Annotated in this window: 14 protein-coding genes; 5 read left to right on the top strand and 9 right to left on the bottom strand. The window is 43.3% G+C overall.

The annotated features are described in order from the left end of the window. Positions 1–75: 75 nt before the first annotated feature. The gene (locus SOI83_RS07955) at positions 76–1395 is read left to right on the top strand and encodes an AmpG family muropeptide MFS transporter (RefSeq protein WP_320676143.1); all 1320 of its coding nucleotides are present in this window, start codon (positions 76–78) and stop codon (positions 1393–1395) included. On the opposite strand, the gene rlmN is transcribed toward SOI83_RS07955, so the two are convergent. The 7 genes from rlmN to rpsT all read right to left on the bottom strand — a co-directional run bounded on the left by rlmN (position 1383) and on the right by rpsT (position 13530). After that, entirely contained in the window at positions 1383–2450 is a 1068-nt protein-coding gene (gene rlmN, locus SOI83_RS07950; RefSeq protein ID WP_320676142.1) for a 23S rRNA (adenine(2503)-C(2))-methyltransferase RlmN, read from the bottom strand. The genes SOI83_RS07955 and rlmN overlap by 13 nt on opposite strands. Continuing rightward, entirely contained in the window at positions 2447–2599 is a 153-nt protein-coding gene (locus SOI83_RS07945) for a high light inducible protein (protein WP_320676141.1), read from the bottom strand. The genes rlmN and SOI83_RS07945 overlap by 4 nt, the downstream gene beginning before the upstream one ends. Before the next feature lie 68 nt (positions 2600–2667). Further along, entirely contained in the window at positions 2668–6795 is a 4128-nt protein-coding gene (locus tag SOI83_RS07940) for a DNA-directed RNA polymerase subunit beta' (protein ID WP_320676140.1), read from the bottom strand. Positions 6796–6853: 58 nt separating this feature from the next. After that, positions 6854–8758 (bottom strand): DNA-directed RNA polymerase subunit gamma, encoded by a 1905-nt coding sequence (locus tag SOI83_RS07935; protein ID WP_320676139.1) that lies wholly within the window; start codon positions 8756–8758, stop codon positions 6854–6856. A gap of 47 nt (positions 8759–8805) precedes the next feature. Continuing rightward, on the bottom strand, positions 8806–12099 hold the full coding sequence (gene rpoB, locus SOI83_RS07930) for a DNA-directed RNA polymerase subunit beta (protein ID WP_320676138.1): 3294 nt from the start codon (positions 12097–12099) through the stop codon (positions 8806–8808). 296 nt (positions 12100–12395) lie between these two features. After that, positions 12396–13181 carry a TatD family hydrolase gene (locus tag SOI83_RS07925; RefSeq protein WP_320676137.1) on the bottom strand — a complete coding sequence of 262 codons (786 nt, stop codon included), beginning with the start codon at positions 13179–13181 and terminating at the stop codon, positions 12396–12398. Between the two features lie 46 nt (positions 13182–13227). Then, positions 13228–13530 (bottom strand): 30S ribosomal protein S20, encoded by a 303-nt coding sequence (gene rpsT, locus SOI83_RS07920; protein WP_320676136.1) that lies wholly within the window; start codon positions 13528–13530, stop codon positions 13228–13230. A 181-nt stretch (positions 13531–13711) separates the two neighbouring features. Here rpsT and hisD point away from each other — a divergent pair, with 181 nt between their 5' ends. After that, positions 13712–15007 (top strand): histidinol dehydrogenase, encoded by a 1296-nt coding sequence (hisD, locus tag SOI83_RS07915; RefSeq protein WP_320677722.1) that lies wholly within the window; start codon positions 13712–13714, stop codon positions 15005–15007. On the opposite strand, the gene rpiA is transcribed toward hisD, so the two are convergent. Continuing rightward, positions 15000–15716, bottom strand: a complete 717-nt coding sequence (gene rpiA / locus SOI83_RS07910; RefSeq protein WP_320676135.1) for a ribose-5-phosphate isomerase RpiA — start codon at positions 15714–15716, stop codon at positions 15000–15002. The two genes, hisD and rpiA, sit on opposite strands and share 8 nt — an antisense overlap. A gap of 35 nt (positions 15717–15751) precedes the next feature. After that, the gene (locus SOI83_RS07905) at positions 15752–16906 is read right to left on the bottom strand and encodes a trypsin-like peptidase domain-containing protein (RefSeq protein ID WP_320677721.1); all 1155 of its coding nucleotides are present in this window, start codon (positions 16904–16906) and stop codon (positions 15752–15754) included. Between the two features lie 204 nt (positions 16907–17110). Here SOI83_RS07905 and rimP point away from each other — a divergent pair, with 204 nt between their 5' ends. The 3 genes from rimP to SOI83_RS07890 are packed head-to-tail and all read left to right on the top strand — an operon-like array spanning position 17111 to position 19309. Next, entirely contained in the window at positions 17111–17578 is a 468-nt protein-coding gene (rimP, locus tag SOI83_RS07900) for a ribosome maturation factor RimP (RefSeq protein ID WP_320677720.1), read from the top strand. Between the two features lie 49 nt (positions 17579–17627). Next, positions 17628–19034 carry a transcription termination factor NusA gene (gene nusA / locus SOI83_RS07895; protein WP_320676134.1) on the top strand — a complete coding sequence of 469 codons (1407 nt, stop codon included), beginning with the start codon at positions 17628–17630 and terminating at the stop codon, positions 19032–19034. Next, positions 19034–19309 (top strand): YlxR family protein, encoded by a 276-nt coding sequence (locus tag SOI83_RS07890; protein ID WP_320676133.1) that lies wholly within the window; start codon positions 19034–19036, stop codon positions 19307–19309. Before nusA ends, SOI83_RS07890 begins: the two co-directional genes overlap by 1 nt. The last annotated feature ends 57 nt before the right edge of the window (positions 19310–19366 follow it).

The following is a 19366-nucleotide window of genomic DNA, read 5'->3' as shown; positions in this document are numbered from 1 at the left end:
TAATTAAAGGGAGCAAAGTGGAACGGAAGAAAGACACAGCAATTTTTTGGACATTCTGTTCTGTTCCTAACACTAATGATGCGCAAAAGATTTCAAAACCTCAAATCAAAATTTTCTCCTCAGGCAGGCCAGGCTGTCAGAACACTCACAGTCGGCATTGAAGGTTTCGCAAGCGGATTGCCGTTAATGACGATTAGCAAGCTCCTTCAAGGCTGGCTAACTGCTCTTGGAATCCCTATTGAGATGATTGGACTGTTAGGGCTAATTGAACTTCCATACACTCTCAAACTTTTCTGGGCCCCCTTAATGGACAAGTGGGCAATTCCATGGCCAGATAGGCGTAGAGGCTGGATAGCAATACTTCAAATATTGATAGGGATCAATCTAATTGCATTCCTTAGCCTTAAACCCAACGAAGAACCTTTTCATCTATTTTTAGTAGGCTTAGCCGCCTTATTAGTAGCAATACTTAGTGCCTCACAAGATGTTGTTGTAGATGCCTACCGAACAGACTTATTGCCAGAAAAAGAAAGAGGAGGAGGTGCTGCAGCAGCAAGTCTGGGATATCGCCTGGCAATGCTGTTCATTGGTGCAGGAGGCTTTTTTATTGCTGGAATATTTGGATGGCGAATTGCATTTCTACTAGCGGGAATACTTATGTTAGCGATCTCACCCTTCACTCTATTAGCACCAAAGCTAACCCAAATAGAGAACTCTCTTCCTACCTTAAGAGAGGCAGTTTTAGGCCCTGCATATGAATTTGTTGGACGCACTGGAAAACGTAAAGCCATACAATTATTAACTCTTGTATTGCTATATCGCTGGCCCGATGGATTACTCAGTCTTATGTCAGTGCCATTCCTTATTCAAGCTGGTTTCACACCAGAACTCATAGGCGCAATCCAAGGAGGCTGGGGGATAGCAGCCACAATGTTAGGCACTGCAACTGGCGGAATTTTCTTTAGCAAACTAGGCCTAAATAAGGCTCTTTGGATTTATGGAATAGTAGGCGCAATAAGCAACCTTGCATATTGGGCACTTGCCCATTTTGGGGGGACTATTCAAAGGCTTCTAATCGCAGTTACCGTCGAAAACTTCTGTAGCGGAATGATGGTCAGTGCCTTCCTGGCTCTCCTTATGAGTTTATGCAATCCGAGATTCTCAGCTTCCCAATATGCCCTTTTGTCAGGTATCTATGCTCTTAGCAGATCTCTACTATCAACACCTGGAGGCTTTGTAGCAAATCAAATTGGTTGGAGTAGTTTTTTTGCTCTAAGTATGGCTACTGCGGTACCATCTTTTCTCTTAATGACAATCGTAACACCATGGAAAGAAGCTATTCCAAGAGGTGCATTTGACCCCAAACGAGATTCTACTAATTATCAATTAGGTTGATGATTTCTCCTTAGCTGACCACAGGCTGCATTTTGATCCAAACCTCGACTTGCACGTAAGCTGACAGCAATACCTTTTTGTTCTAGTACATTTCTAAATGCATTAATTCGCCTCTGACTAGGACGATTAAAGTCCTCCTCATCAATAGGGTTATAAGCAATTAGATTTACATGGCTCTGAAATCCACTTACTCGCAATGACAACTCCTCTGCATGTTCTGGGAGATCATTGACACCTCCTAATAAAACATACTCAAAGCTCACTCGCCTTCCTGTGATGTCTAAATAATGACGACAATCCTCAAGAAGAAGCTCCAATGGATAAGCCTTAGCAGTTGGAACCAAAAACTCACGTAACTTCTGGTTTGGAGCATGAAGACTTACCGCCAAAGTAAATTGAACTCTCCCAAGATGTCTCATCGCCAACTCTCCCAGTTTCGGCAAAGTATTGGCAACTCCAACGGTACTTACCGTAATCCTCCTCTGACTAATTCCTAGATCTTCATTAAAACAACGGATTGCATTCAATACAGCATAGATATTTAGCAATGGTTCTCCCATACCCATAAACACTATGTGAGATGGCCGTCTATTCATTGCCTCCCTGACACTCAAAACCTGATCAACAATCTCATTCACTTCCAATGACCTAGTTAAACCTTCCTTTCCAGTTGCACAAAACCGACAAGCCATCGAACATCCAACTTGACTTGATACACAAACAGTTAAGCGATGCTCACTCGGGATGCCAACAGTCTCAATTTTTTCACCGTCAGAAGTTTCTAAAAGCAATTTAGTAGTCAGGTCAAGAGCGACAACTCGTTTAGCCTCCTCAAGTCTCCCAATCTCTACACCACTTTTATCAAGTGTTGAACGCAAGGTCTTGGGCAAAACAGTTATCTCATCAAGAGTCTTCACACCTTTGGTATAAAGCCATTGATGCAACTGTCTTCCTCGAAAAGGCTCTTCCCCACGTAAAGCAACCCATTGCTCTAAGTCACTTCTGCTCTTTCCAAGAAGTACATCTTTGCCACAAGCAATGGGCAAATTACTCACCAAATCAACAAGCCATGTCCAAGCCTGAACTCAACGAGCATCAAAGCAATAAAACCAATCATTGCAAGACGCCCATTTAACTTTTCAATATGATTATGAAAACCATAACGCGGAAGCCGACGCTGTGGGATCAACCTTGGTTCAAGCATTGTCAAAATTTAGTAGAGAGAGAAATTAAACCAATGAACAGCAAATGAATGAGGATGAATTCACCCAATTAATCATCTGAGAGGAGTCCTTCTTCCTGAAGGCCTTCTAACGCTGCAGGGTCAGGAGATTGATCTTCCTCCAATTCATTTTCGCTAGTTGGTCTAACAAAAGCAGCAAAATTACTTGAAGATGGATCAATGCCATGACGGTTTCGAGTCGCTTCTAGATCTTCATCACTAGGGTCATCTAGAACTGCAGTTGAACTAGCTGCTGGAGAAGCTGGCATTTCAACTGTGTAGTCCGGACGCAAATTCTGCATACGGCGGTACCCAGCAGGGTCTTCCGCCAAAATATCTGGATGAGGACCCGCTTCAGCTCGAAGCTCTTCTTCAAAGCCGCTAAACCCTGTGCCAGCAGGAATAAGTCGACCAATAATCACGTTCTCCTTAAGTCCTCTCAGCCAATCACTCTTCCCTTCAATCGCTGCTTCAGTTAATACACGAGTGGTTTCTTGGAATGATGCAGCTGAAATGAAACTATCAGTATTAAGAGAGGCTTTAGTTATGCCAAGAAGAACAGGAGTGAATTCAGCCGGAGCACCTCCAGTTATAGACATTGCCTGATTGGTATCTTCAACTTGTCTTAGTTCAATTAATTCTCCAGGGAGCAAAGTTGTGTCTCCTGCATCTTCAATTCGGACCTTACTAGTCATCTGACGAACAATCACCTCAATATGTTTATCATCAATTGAAACTCCCTGAGACTTATAAACATTTTGCACTTCAGTTACCAGTCGATGTTGGAGTTTTGCGATAGATTCCTGTGCTGCTTCCATTAAAGGTTTGCGGTCGCGTAAATCAGAAAAGAAACAATCAAGTAATTCGTGAGGGTTAATTGGGCCATCAGTTAATAATTCACCAGCATGTACTTGCTGGGAATTACTGACCATGACGTTACGGCCTAAAAGAATTGGATACTCGGCGATTGAATCACCTTCTTCAATAACATTCACGGTAATTGATTCATCATCTTCTCCTTGCTTAATATCTACAGTGCCTGACTTCTTACACAAAATTGCAGACTCTCTAGGGCGACGAGCTTCTAATAGTTCTTCAATCCTTGGTAAGCCCTGAACAATATCTCCAGTTTTTTGACGTTCAAACACTAAAAGAGCTAATCCATCTCCCCTCTGTACTAAATCACCATCCCGAACATGTAAAACAGAGTCTGGAGAAACCATATATGGACGTCCTAAACGCAAGGTTACTTTTTTATCGTCAACGCTCTCGACCTCACCACAACAAGACGAAATATCGCTCTTAGACAAGGATTCGCCATCAACCAATCTCTGACCTAATTTGACCACAGGGGGTTCTTTAGTCGTCAAAGTAACTGTATCCTCATCACGCTCAACAATGAGACGTCTTATAGGGTCTCCTTCTTGCATTTCTGGCAATTGAGCAATTCCCTCTTGTTTGCACAAAATCTGAGTAGTTGCTACCACATCCCCTGCATTAACTGTTTGACCATCCTCGATTTGAAGTTCGGTATGAGTTGATCCATGACTTGAATCTGAAATAGTATCCCTACGAACCAAAATAGACTCAAGGATTACTAAGCGAAGCCTCTCAATAGTTTTAGCTCTTTTATCTCTGATTGCCTCTACATCAACAGTCATTTGCGGGGTCGTATCAAATGTCTCCAGGCTTAACTGTGTTTTAAGCAACTCAACACCCTCGACTGACTTAATTAATTCACCATCTTTAAAAGCAAGGCGCTGGGTTGCCTTTAATCCCAAATGTGGTCCGTTCAATTGCTTAATGTGTGACAACTCAGGCAATTGAGCTTCGTTGGGGATGGAATATTCCTCTACTGGTCTGAGCAATAAACCACTACCTTCAGGAGTCTCGACAGTTTGCACAAAAGTCATGACATCTGAATCAATGCCTTTGGCAATTTTCTCCCCTGGGTTAACCATTTGACCATCACCTCTAAAGCGTTCCAAAACCTTATTTTCACTACAAATATGGAAGCTCCCACTACGAACAATAATTTCCCGCAAAATATCATTCTTCTGAGTGACAGTTACGATGCCTGCTGTTTGACTAAAAATATCTTTAACGACCTCTGTACCTGCTTCAATCCACTGACCATCTTTAATCATTAATAATGAAATGTCTTTATTAATCTCGTGGGTTTCCTGGGGAATCCACAACAAAGTTCCTCCTTTACTTACCTCAAAACCATTCTTTGCTGACCTTGCCTTCTTAATTGCCAAGCCAGGAGCAAATTTTGCTAAGCCACCTGTTTGTGTACGGAACCTATCATCAGCTAGCTCAGCAATAACTTCTCCATTACCAATCTTGCTCCCAGGAATAGTATTAAGCCGATAACGGGTACCATCTTTTGCCTCTAAATGCCATATTTCACCAGAATGAGTCGATTCTCCCATCAACTTAAAGTCTTTGAGAGTCATAGAAGTTGTGACTATTTGTACTTCTCGAGAATCCCCTATCGAATCACGTAAACGTACCTCTCCACCAAATTCACTGGCTTGGCTCGCCTCAGCCAGCACCTGACCATGTTCAACCTTGACGTTGCCCTTAACAACTGGCAATGCATTGGGTGGGAGGTTATAAACATCCCCAGCCAATACCCACAGTCGACCAAGACGCTGTGCTTTTAAAGTGATATTCCCTTGCCTATCAGTGACCGACTTAGGCTGAATTGCATTCTCATACCTAACTTGGCCAGCCAAGTCACAAATAACATCCTTAGTAGCCTTTTCAACGCTTTTCTTGACTGCACCTGCTGCAATTTGAGCAAGAGTTACATCTGCTGCTATTTGCTGGCCATCTTCAACAAACAATAACGAGCCATTTGTTATATCAACTCTTTGGGCACGCCCCTTATTACCTATTGGGGTAACGGTCAAAGCAAAATCAACCTCGGCCTGTTGAGCTTCAACACCATGAGGCGTCCGATAACCACGAACACGCGCTTTAGGGCCAAACTCAACAGTACCTTCAACTATGGAACGAACAACGCCTGTTTCTGCCGTAGAAACTCCACCCGTATGGAAGGTACGCATAGTCAACTGTGTTCCAGGCTCACCAATTGATTGAGCCGCAATAATTCCTACCGCCTCTCCTAAATCAACTAATTCATTATGAGCAAGCGCCCAGCCATAACACTTCCTACAAACTGAGCGAGTTGCTTCGCAAGTAAGTGGAGAGCGAATCATCACTCCCTGAAGTCCAGCTTTTTCTATCCGCCTAGAAAGCACAGGGTCTATTTCGGTATCTCGCTCAGCAATTACTTCTCCATCAGTTCCAAGAAGTTGTTCTGCAGTTAAACGACCAACCAAACGATTCCCAAAGCCACCATCTTCTTGTTTGACAAGAATTGCTCTTTTAGTACCGCAATCTTCTTCTCGGACAATTACATCCTGAGCAACATCTACCAAGCGTCGAGTTAAGTAACCAGAGTCAGCTGTACGAAGAGCAGTATCTACTAATCCTTTTCTGGCACCATAAGAAGAGATAACGTATTCGGTAACAGTTAAACCTTCACGGAAATTAGTACGAATAGGTAAGTCAATAATCTCCCCCTGAGGATTAGCCATTAATCCACGCATGCCTACCAATTGACGAACCTGTGACATATTTCCTCGCGCCCCTGAATTAGCCATCATCCAGACTGAGTTCAGAGGATCATTCTGGTTAAAGTTCTTTTTAACGGCGTCTACAAGCCTTTCATTCGTTTCAGTCCAAGTATCAATAACCTTTGTGTGACGTTCAACTTCAGTGATTTCACCCAAACGATAACACTCTTCAGTAGCCGTAATTTGTTCTTCTGCCTGACCTAAAAGATCCTGCTTAGCCTCGGGCACTTTTAAGTCGTCAACCGAAATTGAAACTGCAGCTTGAGTGGCAAAACGAAAGCCTAAATCTTTAAGGTTATCAGCCATGGCAGCTGTAGCAGCAGTGCCATGTGTCTTATAAGCCCATGCAACTAATTGCTTTAACCCTTTCTTATCTACAATCCTATTTCTAAATGGTGGTGGAGTCTTTGCAAGAACAGGAGATGTACTTAATTTTGCCTTGGCACCTTTTTTAGAACCTTTTCCACCCTTAGCTTTAGACCTAGTGGACTTGGTAGAAGACTTACGAGTTTTAGGAGAAGCTGGGGTCATCGGTAATCGTTGATGAATTAATAACGAGTGGAATTAAGTGTGAATCTATAGAAGTTAGTTATGTAACTGCCACAGCATCCATAATGGTGTGGTTCATCACGATTCTCCCAACAGTTGTGAGAATGTAGCGGCTTATCAAAGCTCCTTCCTCATCTAGTCGATCTCTCCTATACGTCCATTGCTCAAAGCGAGTTCCATCTGAAAGTTTCTCAGCCTTAATTGGAACTTCAGACTCATCCTCGTCTTCTACTTCACCGCTGAAACGGACCCAAACCCAATCATGAAGATGAACTCTTTTATCCTCAAAAGCTTTAATGGCATCCTCAAGACTCGCAAAGGTTTTAGATCTATCTCCAAATTCTGGTTGAGGAGCACCAGGCTTTAAAGCAGTCAAATAATAAGAGCCAAGAACCATATCCTGGGAAGGAGTAATAATTGGATCACCAGTAGCTGGGGAAAGGATGTTATTACTCGCCAACATCAACATTCTCGCCTCAGTCTGAGCTTCTATAGCCAGAGGTACATGGACGGCCATTTGGTCTCCATCAAAATCTGCGTTAAAAGCTGGGCAAACTAGTGGATGTAATTGAATTGCTCTACCGTCTACAAGTTTTGGCTCAAAAGCCTGAATACCTAAACGGTGCAAGGTAGGGGCCCTATTCAAAAGTATTGGGTGACCCTCAATCACCTCCTGCAAGACCTGCATAACTTCATCATCAGCCCGCTGAATCAATTTCTTAGCTGCTTTAATGTTGTTAACTATGTTTTGACGAATAAGGCGATGAATTACAAATGGCTGAAATAATTCAATTGCCATTTCCTTTGGTAAACCACACTGATGCATTTTTAATTTTGGCCCAACAACTATCACAGAGCGTCCTGAGTAATCGACCCTCTTCCCAAGCAAATTCTGTCTAAATCGCCCCTGTTTGCCCTCAATAATGTCACTTAAAGATTTCAAAGGTCGGTTATTAGCCCCAACAACAGTCCGCCCACGCCGTCCATTATCAATTAAGGCATCAACTGCCTCTTGAAGCATTCTCTTTTCATTACGAACAATAATTTCAGGGGCAAGAATTTCTTGAAGTCTAGCTAAACGATTGTTCCTATTAATTACTCTTCTATATAAATCATTCAAGTCAGAAGTAGCAAATCTACCTCCATCAAGTTGCACCATAGGGCGCAGATCTGGAGGTATGACTGGTATTGCATCTAATACCATCCATTCTGGATTTGCATTAGTAGCAATAAAATTATCAATAACCCTAAGGCGCTTAATCAGCTTGGCCCTTTTCTGCCCTTTACTACCTGCGATCTCCTCACGTAATTCTTCTGCGACTTTTGGCAACTCCAAGTCTTCCAATAATTGTTTTAAAGCCTCTGCACCAATACCAACTATAGGCTCATTTTCTATAGTTGAATCTTCTGCATATATCTCATCTTCTATCTCAAGCCATTCATCCTCTGTTAGCAACTGTTTGTACTTCAGGTCTTGATGGTCTCCTGCATCAAGAACAACATAACAATTAAAATAAACAATTTGCTCAACATCCCTTAAGGGCATATCAAGCAAAATAGCAACATAACTTGGGATACCCTTTAGATACCAAACATGTGAGACAGGGGCCGCAAGTTTAATGAACCCCATACGGTGCCTGCGTACTCTACTTTCAGTAACTTCAACGCCACAACGCTCACAAACAATTCCACGATGCCTAACACGTTTGTATTTACCACAATGACACTCCCAATCCTTAGACGGACCAAAGATCTTTTCGCAAAATAAGCCATCCATCTCTGGCTTCAGTGTGCGGTAATTAATAGTTTCAGGCTTAGTAACTTCACCTACAACCTGACCATTAGGCAATGTCCTTTGCCCCCACTCCATTACACGGTCTGGAGAAGCAAGGGTTATCTTGACGTAATCAAAGTGGTTTTCGGTACGTAAGTTGCTGTTAGTCATAGCCAGTTAGTAGATAAAGTTAGAACAAAAATGGTTACATCAAATGATTAATCATCGTCATAATCCGTGACTCCTAAGGACTCATATGTAGGTCTACTAGGTGTACTCCTACGAGGATTAACATCCTGCATAAGATCAACTTCCTTACCTTCATCTGTATATACAGCGATATCCAAGCCTAAGGACTGAAGCTCTCTCATCAAAACCTTGAAGGACTCTGGAGTTCCAGGCCTAGGTATTGGCTTGCCCTTGACTATTGCATTCAGTGCCTCATTCCTGCCTTGCATGTCATCGGATTTAACCGTAAGGAGCTCTTGCAATGTATAAGCTGCTCCATAGGCTTCAAGCGCCCAAACTTCCATCTCTCCAAGACGCTGACCTCCTTGTTGAGCTTTACCTCCAAGAGGCTGTTGGGTAACCAATGAATATGGGCCAGTAGACCTTGCATGAATCTTGTCGTCTACCAAGTGAACAAGCTTCAAAATTTGGGCATAACCGACTGTTACTGACTGATCAAAAGGTTCACCTGAGCGACCATCTATCAATTGAAGCTTGCCAGGGTTGTCAGGGTTGTAGACCCATTCCTTGCCAGGTTGTTTAGCAGCTTCTTTTAAATAAGCCTCTACAGTCTGTTGAGATTTCTCAGCCCCATACATCTCATCAAAGGGAACAACTTTTACACGGCATTGAAGATTTGCTGCCGCCCATCCCATCAAACATTCAAAGACCTGGCCGACGTTCATACGACTCGGAACGCCAAGTGGGTTTAAAACAATATCCACTGGGGTACCATCTGGCAGATAGGGCATATCCTCCCGCGGAAGTATCCGACTAATGATTCCTTTATTGCCATGTCTCCCTGCCATCTTGTCACCAACTTGTATCTTTCTACGCTGAGCAACATATACACGAACAACCATGTTCGCGCCTGGCGGCAACTCATCACCTTGCTCTCTTGTGTATATACGAACATCAACAACTCTTCCTCTTTCAGTACTAGGAACTCTTAGAGAATTATCTCGTACATCTCGAGCTTTCTCTCCAAAGATTGCACGCAACAACTTCTCCTCTGGTGGCTGATCTGACTCACCCTTAGGGGTAACCTTACCAACAAGTATGTCTCCACTTTCTACAAAAGCGCCTATTCTAATTATCCCCAATTCATCTAGGTTGCCAAGACTTTCCTCTGCAATATTTGGTATCTCACGTGTAATCTCTTCAGGCCCTAATTTAGTTTGCCTAGCTTCAATTTCATACTTTTCAATATGAACAGAAGTGTACAAATCATCTTTAACTAGTCGCTCACTTACAAGAATTGCATCCTCATAGTTGTATCCTTCCCAAGGCATGTATGCCACGAGAACATTTTGGCCAAGGGCTATTTCACCACCTTCACAAGCAGAGCCATCAGCCAGCACCTGACCAACAATTACTGAATCTCCTTGGTGGACTATTGGACGTTGATTAAGACAAGTATCCTGATTTGAACGTTGATATTTTTGAAGGTAGTGGGTATGGTCAGCCCCCTCTTCATCACGAACCACAATGGCAGTTGCATCAACAAAAGTAACCGTTCCATTAACTTTAGAAATAGGAACCATTCCTGAATCTCTCGCGACCTGAGTTTCTAGGCCGGTACCTACCAAAGGTCGTTCAGGTCGCAAAAGAGGGACAGCCTGCCTTTGCATATTGGATCCCATTAAGGCTCTGTTTGCATCGTCATGCTCTAAGAAAGGAATCAGAGATGTTGCAACAGAAATAACTTGCACAGGAGAAAGCTGCACATAATCAACCTGCTCTGGGGGAACTTTCTCAAAGTCCTGGCGATATCTCACAGGTATTAGGTCCGCAAGAATCTTGCCTTCCGAATCTGTAGCTACATCTCCAGGAGCTACACGACATTCATCTTCTAGGTCAGCGGAGAGATAAATAGGGTCTCCTTCTTTTATTACTCGACCATCTTCAACTTTCCAAAATGGGGTTTCAATAAATCCATACTGATTTACTCTTGCATGAGTTGCTAATGAATTAATTAATCCCGCATTTGGCCCTTCAGGAGTTTCAATTGGGCATAAACGGCCGTAATGAGAAGGATGAATATCTCTAACAGCAAATCCTGCACGCTCTCTTGTCAAGCCTCCTGGCCCAAGAGCAGAAATACGTCTTTTATGAGTTAATTCAGCCAACGGATTAGTCTGATCCATGAACTGACTTAATTGGCTAGACCCAAAAAACTCCTTGATAGCCGCAACAAGTGGCTTAGGGTTCACTAATTGTGCAGGGGTAAGAGAATCTGTCTCACCCACAGTCATTCTTTCTTTAATAATCCTCTCTAAACGATTTAACCCAACACGGACCTGGTTCTGGAGCAACTCACCAACAGATCGTACGCGGCGATTACCTAAATGATCTATATCATCAAGACTTGCACCACCAACATCTAATTCTAAGTTAATCAAATAGTCCAGCGTCGATAGAACATCCTCATGAGTAAGTGTTCTAACCGTGTCAGGGATAGTTAGTCGAAGTTTTTTGTTTATTTTGTAACGGCCAACCCTGCCCAAGTCATATCGTTTTGGATCAAAAAACCTTGCTTGGAGTAGCTGCTGACCACCACTTACTGAAGGAGGTTCGCCAGGTCGTAATTTCTTATAAAGCTCTAAAAGTGCTTGATCTTCAGAGCTTATCCCCTCATCATTAGCAGCATCAATTGACTTCTTGTAATATTCAGGATGTCGCAGTTTATCTATTACATCATTATCAGAAAGACCCATTGCTCTCATTAGCACATGAGCATTTATTTTCCGTGTTTTATCTACTCGAACATGGAGTAAATCATTTTTATCAGTCTCAAACTTTAACCAAGCACCTCTATTTGGAATAACACTGGCATTATAAGTTCTACGGCCATTTTTATCCTGCTCATCCTTAAAATAAACTCCTGGACTACGTACAATTTGATTAACAATAACCCTTTCAGCACCATTAATAATGAATGTTCCCCTTTCTGTCATGAGGGGCAGCTCACCTATAAATACTTCCTGTTCTTTAATCTCACCTGTTTCCTTGTTAACCAATCGGCAAGTCACATACATTTGAGATGCAAATGTTGCATCTCGCCTCTTAGCCTCCTCTACATCATGCCTAGGTCGCTTGAGTCGATATTCACTACCAACAAAATGAAGCTCAAGCTTCCCTGTGTAATCAGTTATTGGGGAGAAGCTTTCCAGCTCCTCAATTAACCCTTTCTCTAAAAACCACTTAAAACTGGCCCTCTGTACCTCAACCAAATCGGGCAAATAAGTTGCGGTCTTGGCGACCTGAATCGCGCTTCTACCCATGCGTAGACCTGCAGTTGAGAAGTGAGGATGGAATTACTTGTCCACTAGAGGAACATCTTTTGGTGAAACCAAGCGATTGAGGAATTCACAAACAAAACAAACTACGCCCTAGCAAAGGGACATAGTTAGTGTGCTCAGAATCTCAAAGGAATTGGGTCAATTCAGCCGACGTCGACAATGCACAAGATTTGGAATGGACTCTTTCTGAAGGCAGTGACACAGAGTTCTGCGTCTTTGCCACAGCAAACAACGATCTTACACCTAACCGGACAAAATCAAGCAATCATGCTGACAAATCAAGGAAGTGCAAACAAACTCCTAGCATTCTCGCTAGTACATTTAGCGACACTGGCAAAGGGCTGAGCACGAATTTCAGCAACTTTTGCAGCAACAGCTTCTACAAAAGCTGGTTCATTTCGTTTGCCTCTTCGAGGGACAGGGGCCAAAAAGGGGCAATCAGTCTCTACTAAGAAACGATTATCAGGTACCATTCGAGCACAATCATGAATTGCTGTGGCTTTAGGGAAAGTAACCGTGCCACTGAAACTTATATAAAAACCTAATTCAAGGAAACCCTCCATCTCTGCAGGGGTTCCTCCCCAACAATGCATTACACCTTTAGGGCATTGATGATTCTTATGACGCGCTCGTAGCTCTTCTAACATTTGATCCGCGGCATCTCGACAATGAATAATGACTGGCAAATCCAACTCCATTGCCAAATCCAGTTGAGGTCTTAGGACACTCAACTGTTCTTCAAGATTGGAGTCTCTATATAAATCCAGGCCTAGCTCCCCTATAGCAACAACGCGAGAATCTTCCCCTGCAGCCTTTCGCAAGGTTTCTTGTGTATCAACATTCCAATGCTTTGTATCCAATGGATGCACTCCTACCGAATATCTCATTTCAGAGAATCGATCAGCTAACGATCTAATGGCAGGTATTTCAGAAGGCTCAACACAAGCATGTAAAAGAGCGGTAACACCAGCTGCACGCCACCGTTCTGCTACTTCATCCAAGTCATCGTCAAAATTGCGAAAAACAATATGACAGTGACTGTCTATAAGTGTTGAAGAAGACACTTGATTTGATAATGACCCTGATTTTAGAAGGCTTGAAGGGAAAAAACTAAGTTGTTTTAGCAGGCTCAATTGCCTGTTTGACAGCCAAGCTTAATCTCGATTTTTGATTAGCTCCAGTATTGCGGTGGAGAACCCCTCTCTTCACGGCCTTATCAATCTTGCTAAAAGCTTGATTCATACTTGTTTGAATATTTTGCTTTGCAGCATCGCCAGGAGCTTCAGAATATGCAGTGCAAGCGCTCAAACACCGCTTCATGAGAGTACGCAATGCAGACTTGTAAGACTTGTTCTCTTGACGGTTACGTTCAGCTATTTGAACGCGCTTTTTGGAAGACTTGTTGTTGGCCACAGAGCCTTAGGCTATTTCAATAATCCAACACAATAACTCAGCATCTCTTCTCTCAACCAAGATTCCTCTAAAAAGCTCCATTTATGGTCCACCTGCAGCTAGAAGGATCTAATTTGAGGACAAGTGGCCGTTGCAAAAATTGGCTAGAAGTCACACCTATCAAAAACCAATTTCAACTCTAATGAGATGTATTAGAGATCAAACAATTGCTAAGGATCAGCTGAAAAGGCTGTCAAGGAGAACTACTGGCGAACCACAAAGAAAAGCTATACAAGCCGTAGAGGAAATTCTTGAGAACGTAAGAGTTAATGGTGACAAGGCAGTCAAAACCTATACCCAACGATTTGATGGGTTTCTCCCCGACCCCATCAGCATCCCCCCCCAAACCCTCAAACAAGCATGGGAAGAAACACCTGAAGCACTCAAGTCAGCACTTCAGTTAGCCCATCGCCGAATAAGCGATTTTCATTCGCGCCAAAAGCCTAAAGATCTTAGCTATGAAGGATTACATGGCGAAGTACTAGCTCGCAGATGGCTTCCTGTTGAAAAAGCTGGAATCTATGTACCTGGAGGCAGAGCCTCTTATCCAAGCACCGTTCTTATGAATGCCATACCAGCCAAGGTCGCTGGAGTAAAGCGCCTTGTGATGACTTCACCAGCAGGAGCAACAGGTGCACTAAATAAAACAGTGATGGCAGCGGCTCACCTCTCAGGGGTCGAAGAGGTATATCGCATAGGAGGCGCACAAGCAATTGGTGCGCTTGCTTTTGGCACAGAGTCAGTACCAAAAGTGGATGTAATAAGTGGTCCTGGCAACCTCTATGTCACCCTTGCTAAAAAATCTGTATATGGGCAAGTAGGGATCGACTCACTTGCAGGCCCAAGTGAGGTCCTCATCATTGCCGACCATACAGCGCTAGTAGAACATGTTGCCGCTGACCTACTTGCACAAGCTGAACATGATCCACTTGCATCGGCGATATTGCTTACCACAGACGACAATCTGGCGAAATCCCTCCCAAGTCATTTGGAAGCTCAATTAAAAGATCATCCAAGAGCGGAAATATGCAAGTCATCTCTAAGTGATTGGGGCTTAATAGTTGTATGTAAGAGCTTGGAAAACTGCATCGAATTAAGTAATGCATTCGCCCCTGAGCACTTAGAGTTATTAGTTGAGCGTCCTCAGGCTTTATCAGAAAAGGTCAAAAATGCTGGTGCAATTTTTCTAGGTCCTTGGACACCAGAAGCAGCAGGGGATTATTTAGCGGGGCCTAATCACACACTCCCAACCTGCGGAACAGCAAGGTTTAGTGGTGCCTTAGGTGTAGAAACTTTCCTAAAAACTACCTCACTAATTACGTTTACTCAAAACGCATTAGAAGCAACAGAAGCTGCCATCAAAGAACTTGCTCATAGTGAAGGTTTACATAGTCATGCTGAGTCAGTAAATATCCGTTCAAACAAACAAGCTAATTAAGCTTCTTTAGAGAGCGAACCCCTGGGTATCCATCTTTAATCTCTCCAACCAAGACCTCATCAGCCAGATCAACAAATAGACCATTTTCCAAAACACCAGGAATATTATTTATTTTAGATTCCAGTAAAAAAGCATTCGAAATTCCACCTTCAAAACGTACATCAAGAACAAGGTTACCTTGATCTGTAACCACAGGCCCTGCTTTGCGCTGAGCCATACGAAGATCAGCCTCCCCCCCCATCTTTATTAACTCTTGCTTTATCTGACACCATGCAGTTGGTAAAACCTCTACTGGTAATAAAAAGTTGAGGTTAAGTCTGTCAACTAACTTCGTTGAATCAACGACAACAACAAACCTTTCTGCTCTGGTTGCAACTAGTTTCTCCAAAACATGGCAGGCACCTCCTCCTTTAATCAACTGAAAGTCAGGGTCTACTTCATCTGCTCCATCTATCGCCAAATCAATACGTTCAACAGCATTTAAGTCTCGCAAAGGTATTCCTAGCTCAGCTGCCAAGACTTCTCCTTGAAACGAAGTTGCAACGCCAACAATATTATTAATTTCACCAGCAGCAAGTTTCTCTCCCAGCGCTTTTATCACCAGAGCAGCCGTAGATCCTGACCCTAGCCCTAGCACCATGCCATCAGAAACTTGTTGCACAGCAGCTTCAGCTACTGCTTGCTTCATCTGAGTTTGTAAATCAGCCATGTTGAAAAAGTCTCCGCGTGAACGTAGCAAAGTCTTCAGCTAAATCCAGGCAATGCTTCTGGTTTAACAGATAAAGACAAGTCTCGTCCATTTCTCATGATTGTCAAAGATAAAGGCATTCCGATATGAGCCTTATCTACTTCCTTTAGTAATTCCTGAGGATCTTTGATATCAATATCACCTAACCCAATAACAAGATCGCCTCTTCTTAACCCTGCTTTTTCCGCAGGGCTGTCAGGTACAACATTTTGAACTAATGCTCCTGTTCTTTCAGGCAGTTCCACTAAAGAATTAGGATCTTTATTATGCTCTCTAGCCAAACGAGCTGTTAGTGCAATTAGTTGAACACCAAGATAAGGGTGTAAAACTTCTCCGTTGGTAATTAATTGTTCAGAAACATCTCTCGCCAAATTTATTGGTATTGCAAATCCAAGCCCAGCCCCAGGTCCAGAACGTACAAGAGTATTGATGCCTACAACTTCTCCGAAACTATTGACCAGTGGCCCCCCAGAATTTCCAGGATTGATAGCAGCGTCAGTCTGAATTAAATCCAACCGTTTATCAGAGAAACCAAGGCTACTTATATTCCTATGAAGACTACTAATAATTCCGAAAGTCACAGTTCTTTCAAGGCCATAAGGAGTACCTAGAGCAATTGCCCAATCGCCGACCTGAAGATCCTCAGAATTTCCCAATGGAGCAATTTGCAATCCTGCCATGTCATCTAAACGAACTAAAGCAAGGTCCGTAACTGAATCTTTACCAACGACATTTCCATCACATTGATCTCCATCAGCAAGAGTAATCGTCACTTCATCCGCATCTTCAACAACATGCGCATTAGTTAGTATCAAGCCATCATCAATCAATACCCCTGACCCTTGACCTCGCTCTCTTCCTTGGCCTAATTCAGGTTCACCCAAGAGGTCTCGGAGCAATGGATCTATCAACGTAGGGTCGTAAGGCTCTCTATGAACAGTCCTTTCAGTATCGATCCTCACAACTGCAGGCGCTACTCGTTGAACAGCCTCAGCAATGAAACTATGACCGGAATGAATTTCTGATTCCGACAATGCCAAGGCTGAGATGGGCCCTAGCAACAGGGCTGAAAAGACCAACAAAACTGACAATCCACAAGCTCGGACAACACGCGATAGCGCTTTGATCGCAACAACTAATAGAACATCCATATAGAAGAGACTAACCAAATGAAGAATCAACTAATGGCAACTGCTTCCTCCAAAGAGCAGAGATCCAACATCTGCAAAATTTAAAGCGGACAAAGTAGATCCCAATCAAGTAGATTATCTAGTGCCTGGCTGGACCCTCGTGTATTAGGGGGCATGTCAACTCTTAAAACGGTCGGGTGCGAAGCTCCACCCCCCTCCCGCCAGTTGTCTCATCCAATCCTTGCTGAACTGGAGACCATTGCTTCAGCAACAGCTGAAAAAAATGGTTTTAATCTCTGCGGTTTGCATTTGCATACGAATTTGATTCCAATGACTATGCAGGTTCAAATTCGTCATAGTGATGGCGGCGACGTTTCATTAGACGATTGCGCACGTTTCAGTGAACCTATGGGAGACGCGATTGAGGCATCAGAACTTCTAGATCAAGGTTACGTACTTGAAATCAGTAGCCCAGGGATAGGAGAGCAACTTAAAACTGATAAAGATTTCAAGACCTTCAAAGGATTTCCTATAGAAGTAACCATTCAAAACGACAGCGGATCTAATCTTTCAAGAACAGGTCTTTTGCACGAGAGATCAGAAACTCATGTTCACCTGAACATCAAAGGGCAAATTAAACAGATCCCAAGGGAGGAAGTCATTAGTGTTCGACTAACAACCTCCAAAAGCTAATAAGCTTGCCCCCCTCCAACCACATTAAATTCCTTCCCACCCATCTTCGATGGCACTAGTTATCCTCCCCGGCCTCAATAACCTCATCGAAGACATTAGTGAGGAGAAGAAACTTCCACCTCAGGTTGTGGAAGCTGCTCTTAGAGAAGCACTATTAAAAGGATATGAAAGATATAGAAGGACCCTATATATAGGTATAAGTGAAGACCCCTTTGAAGAAGAATACTTTAGTAACTTTGATGTTGGTCTTGACCTTGAAGAAGAAGGGTATCGTGTTCTAGCTAGCAAGATTATTGTTGAAGAAGTAGAAAGTGAAGACCACCAAATCTCTTTGACTGAGGTAATGCAAGTAGCAGAAGATGCACAGGTGGGTGACACCGTTGTTCTAGATGTAACTCCTGAAAAAGAAGACTTTGGCCGGATGGCAGCTTCTACTACTAAACAGGTATTGGCCCAAAAGCTACGAGATCAACAAAGACGAATGATTCAGGAAGAATTTGCAGATCTAGAAGATCCTGTCTTAACTGCTCGAGTAATACGTTTTGAAAGGCAATCGGTAATTATGGCCGTGAGTTCTGGCCTAGGGCGCCCTGAGGTCGAAGCAGAATTACCTCGCCGTGATCAATTGCCAAATGACAACTATCGAGCGAATGCAACCTTCAAAGTATTCCTAAAAGAAGTTAGTGAAATCCCTCGCAGAGGACCCCAACTTTTCGTTAGCAGGTCAAATGCAGGCCTAGTTGTTTACCTCTTTGAAAACGAAGTACCTGAAATCCAAGAAGGGTCTGTACGGATTGTTGCTGTCGCAAGAGAAGCAAACCCTCCTTCACGTTCAGTCGGCCCACGAACGAAAGTTGCTGTTGACAGCATTGAAAGAGAAGTTGACCCTGTAGGTGCTTGCATAGGAGCACGAGGCTCACGAATTCAACAAGTGGTCAATGAACTTCGAGGAGAAAAAATAGATGTCATTCGCTGGTCACAAGATCCAACTCAATACATTGCCAACTCTTTAAGTCCTTCCAGAGTTGAAATGGTCCGTTTAGTAGATCCTGCAGGGCAACATGCCCATGTTTTAGTTCCACCTGATCAATTAAGTCTTGCAATAGGTCGTGAAGGACAAAATGTTCGACTAGCGGCGAGACTTACAGGATGGAAGATTGATATCAAGAATTCTCAAGAATATGACCAAGCTAGTGAAGATGCTGAAGTAGCGGAATTAATAGCCCAACGAGAACAAGAAGAAGAGCTTCAAAAAGAAGCTGAAGAAAGGCTAGCTGCTGAGCAAACTGCCCGAGCTGAAGAAGATGCCCGTTTAAGAGAGTTATATCCTCTTCCCGAGGATGAAGAAGACTTCAACGACGAGGAGACTACTGACTCCGAATCAGCAAAAAACTCCAACAAAGAAACTGAAATGGCAGAAAATGAGGTTGAAACACCAGAGGATGGAGCCCGGTAATGCAACCCACCGTCCTGCGTCGTTGCGTTGCCTGTAGGAAGCTGATTGATCGCAAACAGCTTCTACGAGTAATTCGAGACCATCAGGATGGAGTAGTCCTTGATAGAGGAATGGGCAGATCAGCCTATCTATGCCCTAACGAGGACTGCCTTAATGAGGCGCACCGCCGCAAACGTTTACAAAAAGCCCTGCGCTGTCAGGTGCCAGAAAACATTGTGAAGGTGCTTAAACAGCGGGTAAATCACTGCAATGATCTACCCGCTGAGGCAAGATGAACTATGGCTCCACTGTGTGTGGAGTCCCGAGGCACCCAGTGTCCGGTCCGACAGGAG

Source organism: Prochlorococcus sp. MIT 1300, from assembly GCF_034092375.1.
Taxonomy (GTDB): domain Bacteria; phylum Cyanobacteriota; class Cyanobacteriia; order PCC-6307; family Cyanobiaceae; genus MIT-1300.
Note: the sequence above shows the minus strand (reverse complement) of the source record. Positions and strands in the feature narration are given on the sequence as shown.

Excerpts from the sequence above, each read along its gene's own strand:
- SOI83_RS07955 (WP_320676143.1), top strand. The coding sequence starts at position 76 with ATGATGCGCAAAAGATTTCAAAACCTCAAATCAAAATTTTCTCCTCAG.
- SOI83_RS07945 (WP_320676141.1), bottom strand. The coding sequence starts at position 2,599 with ATGCTTGAACCAAGGTTGATCCCACAGCGTCGGCTTCCGCGTTATGGT.
- SOI83_RS07940 (WP_320676140.1), bottom strand. The coding sequence starts at position 6,795 with ATGACCCCAGCTTCTCCTAAAACTCGTAAGTCTTCTACCAAGTCCACT.
- SOI83_RS07935 (WP_320676139.1), bottom strand. The coding sequence starts at position 8,758 with ATGACTAACAGCAACTTACGTACCGAAAACCACTTTGATTACGTCAAG.
- rpoB (WP_320676138.1), bottom strand. The coding sequence starts at position 12,099 with ATGGGTAGAAGCGCGATTCAGGTCGCCAAGACCGCAACTTATTTGCCC.
- hisD (WP_320677722.1), top strand. The coding sequence starts at position 13,712 with ATGAGATGTATTAGAGATCAAACAATTGCTAAGGATCAGCTGAAAAGG.
- rpiA (WP_320676135.1), bottom strand. The coding sequence starts at position 15,716 with ATGGCTGATTTACAAACTCAGATGAAGCAAGCAGTAGCTGAAGCTGCT.
- SOI83_RS07905 (WP_320677721.1), bottom strand. The coding sequence starts at position 16,906 with ATGGATGTTCTATTAGTTGTTGCGATCAAAGCGCTATCGCGTGTTGTC.
- nusA (WP_320676134.1), top strand. The coding sequence starts at position 17,628 with ATGGCACTAGTTATCCTCCCCGGCCTCAATAACCTCATCGAAGACATT.
- SOI83_RS07890 (WP_320676133.1), top strand. The coding sequence starts at position 19,034 with ATGCAACCCACCGTCCTGCGTCGTTGCGTTGCCTGTAGGAAGCTGATT.